12 protein-coding genes are annotated in these 13271 nt (G+C 70.3%); 10 read left to right on the plus strand and 2 right to left on the minus strand.

Going from position 1 to position 13271, the window contains the following annotated elements:
* Window positions 1-7: 7 nt before the first annotated feature.
* Entirely contained in the window at window positions 8-1423 is a 1416-nt protein-coding gene (locus tag LXT23_RS36075; RefSeq protein ID WP_253984960.1) for an ABC transporter permease, read from the plus strand.
* Window positions 1424-1512: 89 nt separating this feature from the next.
* Here LXT23_RS36075 and LXT23_RS36080 read toward each other — a convergent pair whose 3' ends face one another.
* Window positions 1513-2061, minus strand: a complete 549-nt coding sequence (locus LXT23_RS36080) for a DUF2378 family protein (RefSeq protein ID WP_253984961.1) — start codon at window positions 2059-2061, stop codon at window positions 1513-1515.
* 289 nt (window positions 2062-2350) lie between these two features.
* Between LXT23_RS36080 and LXT23_RS36085 the strand changes: the two genes are divergently transcribed.
* The 4 genes from LXT23_RS36085 (at window position 2351) to LXT23_RS36100 (ending at window position 5592) form a co-directional block, all read left to right on the plus strand.
* Window positions 2351-3028 carry a TetR/AcrR family transcriptional regulator gene (locus LXT23_RS36085; protein WP_253984962.1) on the plus strand — a complete coding sequence of 226 codons (678 nt, stop codon included), beginning with the start codon at window positions 2351-2353 and terminating at the stop codon, window positions 3026-3028.
* A 160-nt stretch (window positions 3029-3188) separates the two neighbouring features.
* Window positions 3189-3710 (plus strand): DoxX family protein, encoded by a 522-nt coding sequence (locus LXT23_RS36090; protein WP_253984963.1) that lies wholly within the window; start codon window positions 3189-3191, stop codon window positions 3708-3710.
* Between the two features lie 150 nt (window positions 3711-3860).
* Entirely contained in the window at window positions 3861-4436 is a 576-nt protein-coding gene (locus LXT23_RS36095) for an SMI1/KNR4 family protein (protein WP_253984964.1), read from the plus strand.
* A 118-nt stretch (window positions 4437-4554) separates the two neighbouring features.
* Window positions 4555-5592 carry a hypothetical protein gene (locus LXT23_RS36100; protein ID WP_253984965.1) on the plus strand — a complete coding sequence of 346 codons (1038 nt, stop codon included), beginning with the start codon at window positions 4555-4557 and terminating at the stop codon, window positions 5590-5592.
* A 76-nt stretch (window positions 5593-5668) separates the two neighbouring features.
* On the opposite strand, the gene LXT23_RS50785 is transcribed toward LXT23_RS36100, so the two are convergent.
* Window positions 5669-6013, minus strand: coding sequence for an SDR family oxidoreductase (locus tag LXT23_RS50785; RefSeq protein WP_253984966.1), 345 nt, complete (start codon window positions 6011-6013; stop codon window positions 5669-5671).
* A 364-nt stretch (window positions 6014-6377) separates the two neighbouring features.
* On the opposite strand from LXT23_RS50785, the gene LXT23_RS36110 reads away from it, so the two are divergent.
* The 5 genes from LXT23_RS36110 to LXT23_RS36130 all read left to right on the plus strand — a co-directional run bounded on the left by LXT23_RS36110 (window position 6378) and on the right by LXT23_RS36130 (window position 13261).
* Window positions 6378-6563: a DUF6229 family protein gene (locus LXT23_RS36110; protein WP_256561514.1), complete on the plus strand. Its 186-nt coding sequence runs from the start codon at window positions 6378-6380 to the stop codon at window positions 6561-6563.
* 3 nt (window positions 6564-6566) lie between these two features.
* Window positions 6567-9452, plus strand: a complete 2886-nt coding sequence (locus LXT23_RS36115; RefSeq protein WP_323379122.1) for a type 2 lanthipeptide synthetase LanM family protein — start codon at window positions 6567-6569, stop codon at window positions 9450-9452.
* A 95-nt stretch (window positions 9453-9547) separates the two neighbouring features.
* Window positions 9548-11350: an ABC transporter ATP-binding protein gene (locus tag LXT23_RS36120; protein ID WP_253984969.1), complete on the plus strand. Its 1803-nt coding sequence runs from the start codon at window positions 9548-9550 to the stop codon at window positions 11348-11350.
* Window positions 11347-12789 carry an FAD-binding oxidoreductase gene (locus LXT23_RS36125; RefSeq protein ID WP_253984970.1) on the plus strand — a complete coding sequence of 481 codons (1443 nt, stop codon included), beginning with the start codon at window positions 11347-11349 and terminating at the stop codon, window positions 12787-12789. Before LXT23_RS36120 ends, LXT23_RS36125 begins: the two co-directional genes overlap by 4 nt.
* Before the next feature lie 91 nt (window positions 12790-12880).
* A complete protein-coding gene (locus tag LXT23_RS36130; protein ID WP_253984971.1) occupies window positions 12881-13261 on the plus strand; it encodes a hypothetical protein in 381 nt (126 codons plus the stop codon).
* The last annotated feature ends 10 nt before the right edge of the window (window positions 13262-13271 follow it).

Raw genomic sequence — 13271 nt, forward strand, 5'->3', positions numbered from 1 at the left:
CACACCCATGTCCCTCCTTCGACACGAGTGGCGCCTGCTCCGCGCGGACCGGATGCTGGCCCTGACGACCACGTTCCTGCTCCTCCTCGTCGCGCTGGGCCTCTTCAACGGCTGGCGCTTCACGCGCACGCTCCAGGCACACCAGCAGTCCCTCATCGCCCAGGAGACGGAGCGGCGCGCACAGCTCGCGCTCCAGGCGGAGGAGCTGCGCCAGGGGAAGGGCCAGGAGGTGCCCGCCTGGAAGAGCCCGGCGATGCCGGTGCCCGTGGGCAGCCGGCTCGTCCAGCCCCAGGCGCTGCTGCCGCCCGGCCCGCTGGGCGCCCTGGTCATCGGCCAGCTGGACCTGCTGCCCACCGTGTACCAGGTCTCCCTCCAGGGCCGCGTCACCGACTTCGCGCGAGACACGCTGGAGCACCCCACGCACCTGGCCACCGGGCCGCTGGACCTGGCCTTCGTGCTGCTCTACCTCCTGCCGCTGTTCGCGCTCGCGCTGTCGTTCGACCTGGTGTCGCGCGAGCGCGAGGACGGCACGCTGCGGCTCGTGCTGGTGCAGGCCGCGGGCCTGCGCGGCTGGGCGCTGCGGCGGCTGGCGGTGCGCGCGGGCGTGCTCCTGGGGCTGTGTGTGCTCGCGGGCCTCGCCGGCCACGTGCTCACGGGTGGGCCAGGAGGAACGGGGAGGCTGCTGGGGTGGGTGGTGCTCGTCGTGGCGTATGGCGCCTTCTGGTTCGCGCTGGCGCTGGCGGTGAATGCGCTCGGGCTCGGCTCGTCCACCAACGCCCTGGTGCTGCTGGGCGCGTGGGTGCTCCTGGTGGTGGTGGTGCCGGCGGTGGCGCAGCTGGGCGTGAGCCGCATGTATCCGGTGCCATCGCGCGTGGCCCTCGTGGGTGCGACGCGCACGGCCTCGCTGGAGGCCGAGAAGCGCGGCAGTGAGGTGCTGTCGGCCTATCTCCAGGACCACCCGGAGCTGGCCCCGGAAGGCACCCGGACCGAGGGCTACTGGCCCACCGCCCTGGCCGTCCAGGACGAGGCGGCCCGGGCGACCGCGCCCGTCGTGGCCGCGTTCCAGGCGCAGCTCGCGCGACAGCAGGCCACGCTCGGCGTGCTGCGCTTCGCCTCCCCTGCCCTGGCCTTCCAGCAGGCGCTCCAGGACGTGGCGGGCACCGGCAGCCGCCGGCACGAGCATTTCCTGGCGCAGGTGGACCGCTTCCACACCGCCTGGCGCGAGGCCCTGCTGCCGCGCGTCTTCGCCGCCAGTCCCCTGGGGGCCGCGGAGCACCGGGCGCTGCCGCGCTTCGCCTATGAGGAACAGCCCGGGAGCGACGTGGTGGCCCAGGTCGCACTCGGACTGCTCGCGCTCCTGCTGCCCACGCTCCTGGCCCTGGGCCTGGGGTTATCGTGGCTGGGCCGCCCCCGCATCTCCTGAGCTCCCAGGACATGGGGGCTGGAGGAACCCTGCAAGGCGCTCCACCCCCGGGGCGAGGACGTACTCCCGCCAGCGCTGGCGGACGGCGCTCACGTCCACTGGATGCGATAGGTGCAGGCGCTGCCATCCTGCCGGACGATGGCCACGCGGCCATCCTTCGCTCCGGCGACACGTAGCGCCTGGAGCATGATGCCGCCGAAGTAGCGGGGCACGCCGCTCGTCTCGTTGATGCTCATCTCGAAGGTGTTGCCCTCGAGGTGGTTCAGCTTCGTCTCCAGGTAGTTCGTCGCCGAGCGGAAGTTGTGCGTCGTGCGCTCCAGCATCCGCTTCGGCCCGAGCAGCCGCACGGTGGCCATCACCGCCTTGCCCATCAGCGTCTTCTCGTAGCCCGTCACCAGCGACTCCCCCACCTTCTGCAGCGCCTCGTCGGCCGACAGGCTCGGGAAGACCTCCTCCGCCGCGATGCGCACCCAGCTATGGAATTGCGCCTCGGGATACGCGGGAGCGAAGGCCCGCCCCAAATCCAACCCCGCGGCCTTGAGCCGCTCCTTCGCGGAGCCAGTCAGCTTGTCCGACAGGGCCTGGACGAACAGCCCCTCCACCGTGTGTGCGAATACGACCTTCTGCTCTTCAGCCATGGAGATGTCTCGAGGAACGCAGCGCCGCCGAAGCAGTCTGACTGTAAAATATCCACTACATCGTAAATCTCTGTCATGACTGAGGGAATCAGCGCCGCGTGAGGGCGTCCCACACGGGCTGTGCAGCGTCCCCCTCCCCCGAGGGCAGGCTGGAAGAGCCTGGACTGTCACCAAGAAAACACGATTTACTAGTTATTGACTCTCCGTGTTTGCTGATGCTACCCATTGTAAATCCGCGACCGACCGGTAGGTAGGCGAACAGGTCGGCTGCGGCACGGGGAGGTGCCACATGACCCACATGGAGCGCAGTCCGGACGAGCGTGGGCGTTACCGCGCCATCCTGGAGACGGCGGCGAGGCTCATCTGCGACCGGGGCTATGAGGGCACGTCGATGCAGGAGATTGCCGACGCGTGCCGGCTGACGAAGGCGGGGCTCTACCACCACATCCAGAACAAGGAGCAGCTGCTCTTCGCCATCATGAAGTACGGGATGGACGTGTTCGACGAGCAGATCATGGACCGGGTGCGGGGCATCGCGGATCCGGTGGAGCGGCTGCGCGCGTGCATGCGCCACAACATCCACCTGGTGACGCGGGGGTGCAGCAAGGAGGTCATCATCATCCTCCACGAGCAGAACACGCTCACCGGCGAGGCCCGCGCGTTCGTCGACCAGCGCAAGAAGACCTACGTGCGGTTCCTGGAGGAGTCGTTCACCGAGGCCATGCAACAGGGCCGCATGCGCGCGGTGGACCCCACGGTGACGGCCTTCTCGTTCCTGGGGATGGTCCTCTGGCTCTACAAGTGGTTCAAGCCCGACGGGCGGCTGACGGACGACCAGGTCGCCGACGGGATGGTGGATTTGTTCTTCCAGGGGCTCGTCATGACCCCGGGTGCCGCGGCCGCTCCGGCGGCTCCCGCCCCGGCTCCGCTGCGAAGGGTGCCTCGCGCGGCCGACAGCGCGGAATGAGCGTGACGACAGATTGAGGGCGCGGGCGCGGACGGCCACTCGGGCACGACTGCGTCCGGAGCCCAGGCTTTGCGATTTGCTCCCGGCCGCCAGGCCATGGGTGTGGATTGCCAACGGTGTCTGGAATTGCAGCTCAACCCCCAGACGACAAGGAGACGTCATGAACTCCTTCGATTCTCCGCAGCAGTTGTTGGAATCCCCCTGGCGATTCGCATTGCGAATGTTCGCGGGGGTGGTGTTCATCTTGCTTGGTCAGGTGAAGTTCTTCGGCTCCATCCACCTGGGGACGGATGCCGTCGTCCTCCCCCAGGGGCCAGAGGGCTTCGCGCTCTACCTCTCCGCCGTGGGAGTCCCCTTCCCACTCTTCAACGCCTATATGGTCTGCTGGGTCGAGATGGTCTGCGGCGCGTTCCTGATGTTGAGCGCGCTGTTTCCCGCGCACTATTCGACCCCGCTCACCCGGCTGACAGCCTTTCCCCTGATGATGGACATGGTGGTGGCCTTCCTCACGGTGGGCCTGCGCAACGCGCTCGGCCACCCGGTGCGGATGAATGACATTGCAGTGACGGCCCAGGCCTGGCGGCTGCCACTGGAGGTCGTGCTGCTGATTGCCACTGCCTATCTGCTGCTGAAGCCCCTGCCACAGGGAGGCGCCCAGCCCGCGGCACTGGCGAGGTCCTGACCTGCGCCATCCACGGAGGCCGGGGCGGAGCCCGCACTCCGCCCTGGCCCGCGGCCGGTGCGCAGTCACTTCATGCATTCAGCGCGCCGTGCTTCGCTCGCGCGGGTAGAGTCGCAGCCGCCTTGGTCCCGATGAAGAGGAGCCCGAAGCGTGCCTCGTGCGATTGATGCCATCGAAGCCCTGAAGGAGCGTCTCGAGCGCGAGAAGGGGCTTCCCCTCCAGGCGGTGCGGTTGACGCCTGTCGATGCGAAGGAGCTTCGCATCCTGGAGAGCGCCCTGGGCACGGTGCTGCCCGAGTCGTACATCCAGTTCATCACCCGGCACGGGTTGTTCTCGGCGACGGGTGCGCATGGCGGCGAGCTCGCGAGGATGCTGAGCCCCACGGAGGTGCTCGAGTGGCACGCGTGGCAGAAGGAGTTCATGGAGGGTGGCTCGTTCGGAGACGACGACGAGGACCTCGAAGCCGCCCGCCGCGAGGCGCAGGTGCGGGCGAGACTCGTTCCCTTCCAGTACGTCTCCCGCTCCGTGAGCGACTTCTACTGCTTCGACCTGGGGCTCCGCCGTGCCGAGGGGCTGCTCATCCTCCAGGCGTACCATGACGACTTCGACCTCGCGCCCTGGCTGCTGGCCGAGTCCCCCGACGTCTCCGCCTGCACCTTCGACTTCGACGAGCACCTGACCTGGGTGCTCCGGGAGTGCCTGAACGAAGGGAAGTGGGGGCGATAGCCTTGGCCGGGTGACAGAACTCTCGAATGGAGGAGGTCCTTCCCTGGGCCTCGGCGGGTTTCGCGCAACTTCCGGACGCCTCCCGGGTTCATAGGGGAATTTCCCGGAGGAATCGCGCATGAAGCAGCACGGAAGGAAGACCCTCATCTCTGCGTACGGGCTGCTGGCCCTGGGCGTCATCGGCTGTGGAACCGGCGAGGACGCCCTCGAACCCAGCGCGGAGGCGCCCCCGGGCACCTCCCATGCCGCCCTCACCGTGTACGAACAGGCCGCGGTGGACACGGCGAACACCTCGGCGAGCTGCACGCCGCTCGGGAACTTCTACTGGGAGATTGGCAATGGAGCGGGGCCGCTCTACGGCCTCTCGCGCGGCAGCGACGTGTCGGCCACGACGGTGATGCGCATCGCCTCCGCGAGCAAGTGGCTGTACGCGGGGGCCTACGTGCAATCCAGGGGGTACGCGAACCTCACCCCGGACGAGAAGAAGCGGCTCAACTTCACCAGCGGCTACCTCGACGAGAACACCACCTTGTGCAAGGACGCCGGGACCACGGTCTCGGATTGCTACGGACCCTCCCACAAGAACGTGACCTACCGCCCGCTCCAGAATGGCCGGTATTTCTACGACGGGGGCCACATGCAGAAGCTGGCCCTCGACGACATCGGTGCGAGGAAGGGCACGGGGGTGCTGAGCGTCATGGACTGGGTCAACGCCCGGCTGGGCACCACCCTGCCGGAGTCCGACAGCGACGTCGCTCCGGCCGGCGGCTTCTCGGGCAGCGCGGCGCAGTACCGCGTCTTCCTGACGAAGCTCATCAACAACCAGTACGAGCTGTCCTCCAAGCTGACCGTGGACTCCGTTCCCGCCTGGCAGGGTGGCCCCAACGTGTCCTTCACGCCGTGGTCGGGGCCGGGCCAGGCGTATTACGGACTCGGGCACTGGATTGAAGGAGAGACGGTCAACGGCGTGTGGGCCGTGACGGGCCACTCCTCGCCGGGAGCGTTCGGCTTCTATCCCTGGGTGAACGCCGCCAGGAACCGGTACATGCTCCTGGCTCGCAGCCGCCAGCTCGGCGGGGATGAGGAGGGCGAGAAGTCACGCGCCTGTGCCCAGACCATTCGCAAGGCCTACGAGCTGGGCGTGCCGCAGCCGTAATCCACGGAGGCCTTGCTGCTGGCAGGCAGCGCTGCAACTGCAGGGGCGGTTCAGGTCCCGGAGACGAAGGGCATCATCACCCGAGCGACCCGCGCCGGCAGCGAGGTGAAGAGCACGGGGCGGCCTCGCACCTGCCCCAGCAGGTCCGCCACCTCCGACAGGCTGTGGGCCCGCGGCCCGGCATCTCCCAGGGAGAAGAACGCACGTGAGCCCCCACGAGGGCAGGACGCAGGGACTCGGGCCGGCGCAGGTCCCCTGCGAACAGCTCCGCCCCGGCTGACGCGAGCGGCTGTGCCCGTGACGCGTCGCGTACCAGCACCCGGACACGCTGCCCCTCCGCGAGCAGTCCGCGCGCCACCGCCGCGCCCACCCGCCCCGTCGCACCCAACACCAGGAGGGACGCCTCCGCCGTCGTCTGCATTCCGTGCTCCCCCTGCCCGCGAATGAATGGCGGTCAGGAGGCAATTGTAGAGCAACGGTGTTCTCGACGCGGTGCGCCCCGCGACGCACCGTCCCAGAAGCTCCGTCCTGCCCCAGGTATGACTGGCATGGAAATGTCGTCAGGCCGTGAGACGACACACAGGCAGACGGTTCAATCCGTACATATACGGTATTTTGTGGTTCATTGATTTGCAGAGATGCAGTCACTATCATCGACACCGTGCTGCAGGTCTGATGCATCCGGGCAGCGTGGACTCAGGAAGCGCGAGCAGTTCGGTCCGTGTTCGCCCTGAAGTGTTCATTCCTTCAGCACGTTCGTCAAACCCGAGCCTGAGGAGCGCGTTATGGACAATGTTCAGGGAATCGATCTCGTTGAACAGTGGCGCAACGATGCTGGCATGGACAACCCCGCCGGCCCGCTGTTCATCGGTGGCGAGTTCACCGAGGCGGACATCATCTGTGAGACCGGCACCATCAGCGGGCGCTGTGGTACGGCCTGCACGGGCTCGCGGACCCTCGACTGCTGCTGACCCGTGACGGCGTCTGACACAGGCGCCAGTAACTTCGACGCATCCCTGGGTTGCCTGGTCCTGCCCGCGCTGGAGGAACTGGCAACCCAGCTCGAGCGGGTTACTGGGTTGGCTCCCGGCGAACGCGACATCGTCGTCGCCGCGACGCGTGAATCGCTCTATGCAGTGCTCTCCCGGAAGCTGACCCGCCTGCTCGTCCTCGAGCTGAACGCCGCGCGCGTGATGGGACGGCTCACCGGTGAGGATGCCGCCCAGCGCTGGGCCCAGTTCCTGGAGCTCTCGTCCCAGCGCGCTTTCTGGGATGGCCTCGCGGGCCCGTACCCGACGCTGCTGTCCCGCGTCGGCCGCATCCTGCGCAACCGCTGCGCCGCCTCGCTGCGCTTCGCCGAGCGCTGGGCCGCCGACCGCGCCCGCCTCGACGGGTTGTGCGGAGGCCCGCCCGGTGAGCTGGAGGAGCTCAGCTTCGGCGCCGGAGACAGTCATTGCGGCGGTCAGACGGTCTCACTGCTCCGCTGCCAGGGCGGGCGGCTCGTCTACAAGCCCCGCTCGCTGGCCATCGACGTGGCCCTGCGCGACTTCATCACCGGGCTGGCGCGGCAGCACGACAGCGCCATGGCCATCCGGGTTCCCCTGGCGGTGATGGGCGAGGCCCACGGCTGGGCCGAGTTCATTCCGCACCGCTACGCCTCCAGCAGGGAGGAGCTGCTCAGCTTCTACCGTGGCATCGGCCACTGGCTCGCCATCATGCGGCTGCTGGGCGGCAGCGACCTGCACGCGGAGAACCTCATCGCCCACGGGGGAAGCCCCGTCGTCGTGGACTGCGAGACGCTCTTCACCCCGAAGCTCCCACCGTCCCCATCGGGGCTGGGCCAGGCGCTGGACCGCGCGGCCGAGCTCGTCGGCGGCACCGTGCTCTCCATCGGCCTGCTGCCGGGACGCGGCGAGGGCCTGGGCTGGCGCGGCGTGGACAGCTCCGCCGTGGGAATGCTCCCCGGCCAGCAGCCGCGTCTGCAGCAGCCCGGCGTCGTCAAGGCTGGCACCGACGAGGCGCGTATCGGCGCCACCCAGGTCGAGGCGCCGGTCTCCCAGAATCATCCCAGCCCGGAGCCCGCCCTGGCCCGGTACTGGCCCGAGGTCCTCAGCAGCTTCGACGAGCTGACCAGGACGCTGCGCCGGCTCGACTCGACAGGACAGCTGCGGAGCATGCTGGAGGGCTTCGACGCCTGCCGCATCCGCGTCGTCACGCGGACGACCGAGGTCTACTCCGAGCTGGCCCGCATGCTGTGGCACCCCGTGTCACTGCACAAGGATGCCCCGCCGCGCCAGCGCGCCAGGGAGCTGCTGGCGAAGATGGCGGCCAACGTCTCCACGGCCCCCGGCGACCCGGCGGTCATCGAGGCCGAGGTCGAGGAGCTGCTCGACGGCGACATCCCCGTCTTCACCACCGTGGCCCGCCACGGCCAGCTGGAGGGCCCGCGTGGCACCTCCTGGCTGCCGCCCCGGAACCTGGTGGACGCCGCGCTGGAGCACTGGCGCGGCGCCGACTTCAAGCTGGAGCGCAACGTCATCCAGTCCGCGCTGGTCAGCGCCTACATCAACGACGGTTGGCGCCCGGAGGAAGTGCCGCGCCGGCCCGAGCGGGTGAAGACGGACGCGCTCGACCTGCGCCGCCGTCGCATCGTGGCGCGCATCATGGGTGACCTCTGCTCCACCGCCATTCGTGGCGGGGACGGCAGCGTCACCTGGATTGCCCCCATCTTCCGGCCCACCGGCTGGTCCGTACAGCCGCTGGAGCAGGACCTCTACGGAGGCACCTCGGGGGTGGCGCTCCTGGTGGGCGCGTACCTGCGCGAGGCTGTCGCCGGCCGCGCCGACCCGGTGGAGGGCCTGGAGGCCCTGCTCGCCTCCACGCTGCGCACCCTGGACCTCGCCGAGGCCCGGCCCGGCGTGCAGCGCGCCCGGGGCGTGAAGCTCCGGCCCCAGGCGCCGGGCGCCTATATCGGCCTCGGCTCGCAGCTCTGGACGCGCCTCGTCCTCGCCGGCTGGGGCATGGACCGGGGCGACGGCGTGGCACGCGCCGCCGCGCTCGCGGAAGGCATTCCCGAGGCCGCCGCGGCCGACGACATCCACGACATCCTCACGGGCAAGGCCGGCGCCATCGCGCCCCTGCTCGCGCTGTACCGGAAGACCGCGGACGCGCGCCACCTGGAGCTGGCCCGCCAGCTGGGCGACAAGCTGTGCGACCTGGCGCAGCGCAAGGGCGACGGGGCCTTCTGGGTGCACCAGAGCTGGCCGGAGGGCGTCGGCGGCTTCGCGCACGGTGTCACCGGCATCGGTTGGGCGCTGACGCGGCTCGCCCGGGTGACGGGCGCTCCCCGCCATGCGCAGACGGCGCGAGCGGCCTTCGCCTTCGAGGAGTCCCTCTTCGATGAAGGCGAGCAGAACTGGCTGGACCTGCGCCTGCTCGAAGGCCTGAAGACGGCGGCCGCGTGGTGTCACGGCTCGGTGGGCATCGGCCTGGCGCACGCCGACCTCGACCCCAGGATGGAGAGCCCGCAGACGCGGCTGATGCTGCGCAGGGCCGCCGCGGCGACGTGGCGCATGGGCTTTGGCTGGAACCACTGCGCCTGCCATGGAGACCTGGGCGCGTGGGAGCTGCTGGACCGCGCCATTGCCGCCGGTGAGGGCCCCGAGGGACTGACGCGGGAGCACCTGCTGGGCACGATTCTGACCAGCATCGAGGAGCAGGGCCCGTCCTGCGGAATGGCGCGGGATGCCTTCGTCCCGGGCCTGCTGCCGGGCCTGGGCGGCGTCGCCTACCAGCTGCTCCGGGCGCACCCGGAGAACGGGCTGCCTTCGATTCTGCTGGTCGGGGGTGGGGACCTCTGAGCACGGACGCCAGCCAGGTCGAGCTGGAGACACCGTACTGGCGCCTCGACGGGGCGGCGCAGCCAGGACACGGGCTGCTGGCGCTCGGCCGGCGCGTGGGCCTGGCCGTCCAGCCGGTGCTGTCCGTGCTGCGCCGCGCCGCGCCCCGGGCCGCGCTCGCGGTCATCTTCTGCCAGCTCGTCGCGGGCGCGGCCACCACGTGGGCCCTGCTGCTCACGACGAGCGTCCTCGGACAGCTCCTGTCCGGCGGCACCGGCGCACAGCGGCTGGAGGCCGCCCTCCCCACCCTGCTCCTGCTGGGCGGCGTGCAGGCGGTCCGGATGGGCCTGGAGACGGCCACCAACGTGGCCCGTGCGTACCTCGTCCCGCGCGTGTTCCGGGTCGCCGAGGAGGCGCTCTTCCGGGTCAGCCTCCAGGTGGACCTGGCGTCCTTCGACGACCCCGGCTTCTACGACCGGCTGCACCGCGCCCGGGACCGGGGCGTCATGCACATGGAGGGCGCCACGACGTGCCTCGTCGAGGCGCTCCGTGCCGCGTTCTCGGTCTTCGGCGCGGTGCTCGCGCTGCTCTGGCTCCACCCGCTGCTGTTGCCCCTCCTGGGGGTCGCCCTGCTGCCCCAGGGCTGGGCGGTGCTCCACGCGGCGAGGCTGCAATACTCCGGCATGGCGACGACCATCTCCCTCACGCGCCAGGTCCACATGATGGCGGAGCTCGCCACGCAGCGGGAGTCCGCGCCGGAGATTCGCACCAACCAGGCCCAGGACTACGTGCTCGCCGAGTACCAGCGCAGCGCCGTGGCGCTGCAGGACCACCTGGTCCGCCTGGGCATCGCCGAGGCGCGCTCCACCGCCTTCGGCCGGATGCTGTCCGGCCTCGGCCTGGTCGCCACCTTCGTCGCGCTCGGGATGATGCTGCAGGCGCGCTGGCTGGAGCTGGCCGTCGCCGGCACGGCGGTCATCGCCGTGCGCAGCGCGAGCGCGGCGCTCGCCCTGTTCATGCAGATGGCGCATGGCCTGTTCGAGAAGGGCCTGTATATCAGCGACTACCGCGAGTTCATCGAGCAGTCCTCGCAGCGGGCCCGGCCCGCCACGGCGGGGGTGAAGGCGCCGGAGAACCCGGGACGCATCGAGCTGCAGGGCGTGGGGTTCCACTACCCGGGCCAGGAGGGCCGGCTGGCGCTGCGCGACATCTCCCTGACCATCGAGGCCGGGCAGAGCATCGCCCTCGTCGGGGAGAATGGCTCGGGCAAGACGACGCTGGCCAAGCTGATTGCCGGGCTCTACCCGCCGACCTCCGGCCGCATCACCTGGGATGGCATCGACCTGCGGGAGATGTCACCCGACAGCCTCGCGGACCGGGTGGTCATGGTGCTGCAGGACCCCATCCGCTGGCCGCGCAGCGCCCGGGACAACGTCCGCCTCGGCCGCCACCAGCGGGTGGACCCGGACGCCCGCATGCTGCTCCAGTCCGCCGAGCAGTCGCGCGCCCTCGAAGTCGTGGAGAACCTGCCGCAGGGCTGGGACACCCTCCTGTCGCGCCAGTTCCGGGGCGGCATGGACCTGTCGGGCGGGCAGTGGCAGCGGCTCGCCGTGGCGCGCGGCCTGTACCGGGACGCCCCGCTGGTCATCTGGGACGAGCCGACGGCGCCGCTGGATGCCAGGGCCGAGCATGCCGTCTACGAGTCGCTCCGGCAGCTGGCCCGAAACCGCACCGTGCTCCTCATCACCCACCGGCTGGCCAGCGTCCGCAACGCCGACCGCATCTACTTCCTGGAGCGGGGCGCCGTGGTCGAGCAGGGGCGCCACGAGGAGCTGATGACGCTGAACGGGCGCTACGCCGAGCTCTATCGCCTCCAGACGCGGCTGCACGGGCTGGAGGAGGACGCCCCCGGAAGATGACGACCTCGACTGAAGCCGAAGCGCGCTGCCGGGACGTGGACTGGTCTCCCCTGCGCACGGCCCTCGAGGGCGCGGTGATTGTTCCCGGAGATGAGCAGCTGCTCCTGGCCAACAAGCAGTTCGCGGCCGGCCGGCCGTTGCTTCCGCTCCAGGCCCTGGTGCGCTGCCGGAACACCGCCGACGTCCAGCGCACGCTGGAGTTCCTCGTGCGGCACGAGCTGCCCTTCTCGGTGCGCAGCGGCGGGCATTGCTTCGCCGACCTGTCCACCCGCGCGCCCGTCGTCGTCGACCTCTCGGAGAACAACCGCGTCGAGCCCCAGGAAGGCCTCGCCGTCATCGGCCCGGGCGCCCTGTCCGCCGAGGTCAGCAGGCGCCTGGCCTCCGTGGGGCGTGTCGTCCCCACTGGAGGCTGTCCCCGCGTGGCCCTCGGCGGACTCGCGCTCGTCGGAGGCTTCGGCTTCCTCGGACGCCGCCACGGGCTCACCACCGACCAGGTCGAACGTCTGGAGGTGGTCCGTGCCGACGGCAGCGTGGTCCATGCGAGCGCGGGCGAGGCGCCGGACCTCTACTGGGCGCTGCGCGGCTCGGGCACCGCCGGCTTCGGCATCGTCACCCGGCTGACGCTGCGAACGTTTCCCCTGGAGGCGCTCACCGTCGTCAACGGCAGGTGGGCCCCGACGGAGGCCGCCGGGCTGATGGAGCTCTGGCAACGGCACGCGCCCGACGCGGAGGACGACGTCAACCTGGAGCTGGGCCTCGTCGCGCCGGACGACCCGGAGCTGCCGACCTACGTGGAGCTCTTCGGCGTCATCCTCGGCAGTGAGGCCGGTGCAGCGAACCACCTGAGAGCGTGGGAGCGCCACCTGGGGCCGCTGGCCTCCGGACTGCGCACGTGGCGGCTGCCTCCGGCCGAGGCGGCGGACTACCTCGTCGGGCTCCTCGACCACGAGACGGCACCGGCGTGGATGCCCAGCCTCCCCTACAGGCACACGGGCTACCAGTTCACCCGCTCCAACTTCTTCGACGAGCCCCTGGCGCCGGAGTCCATCCAGGCCTGCGTCGAGCAGTTCCAGGCCGACCGTCGCTACGCCCAGCACCGCGAGCTGGAGCTCATCCCCTGGGGCGGTGCGTATGCACGCTCCAACGAGGGCTCCAGCTTCATCCACCGCAAGGCGCGCATGATGCTCCGCCACACCGGCACGGTGGGCTCGCGGTCGTCGGAAGCGCTGCGTGAGCATGCGCGCGGGTGGGTGGATGCCTCGCAGGCCACCGTGCGCCGTCACGCCAATGGCCATGTCTACCAGGGCTACGCGGACCTGCGCCTGGACGACCCTCACCGTGCCTATTACGGGGACAGCCTTCCGCGGCTCCGGCACCTCAAGCACGAGTACGACCCGCACGACGTCTTCCGCCACGCCCAGAGCCTTCCTCCGCGGTGAGCACGCCGTCCCGGGTCCGCTTGTTCAAGTCCAAAACACAACGCATCCAGCCGCGTCGGCTCCCAGGTGGCGCCGTGGTACGAGCGGGGACGTGCTCACCATTCGCACGTCCCAGATGCAGGCCTTCGTCACGCAGCGCGAGCGTGTCTTTGCGCAGTGGGCCCTGCCCCACCTGTTGCGGCGCGCCCCCGGGGCCCTCGCGGCGCTTCCAGGCCCGGAGCAGGAACGACGCGTCATGCTGGCCATTCGCCGGGCTCGGACCTGGGGCCTGTGGACGGGTGAAGGGCTCCTCGAGTTCGTCTCGCTGATGTTCGAGGTGGCCCCCAGGTTCGACGAGCACCCCGTCGTGCAGGCCCTCCTGCACGACGCGGAGCAGCCACCGGATGCGTCCGTCCACCTGCTGCGCTTCCGGCTGGAGCCGGGCGCGGTCGCCGAGCTGCGGCAGCGGTACGAAGACGCCCACTGGGAATGACGCGCCTGGG

The sequence above is a fragment of the Pyxidicoccus xibeiensis genome (assembly GCF_024198175.1).
Taxonomy (GTDB): domain Bacteria; phylum Myxococcota; class Myxococcia; order Myxococcales; family Myxococcaceae; genus Myxococcus; species Myxococcus xibeiensis.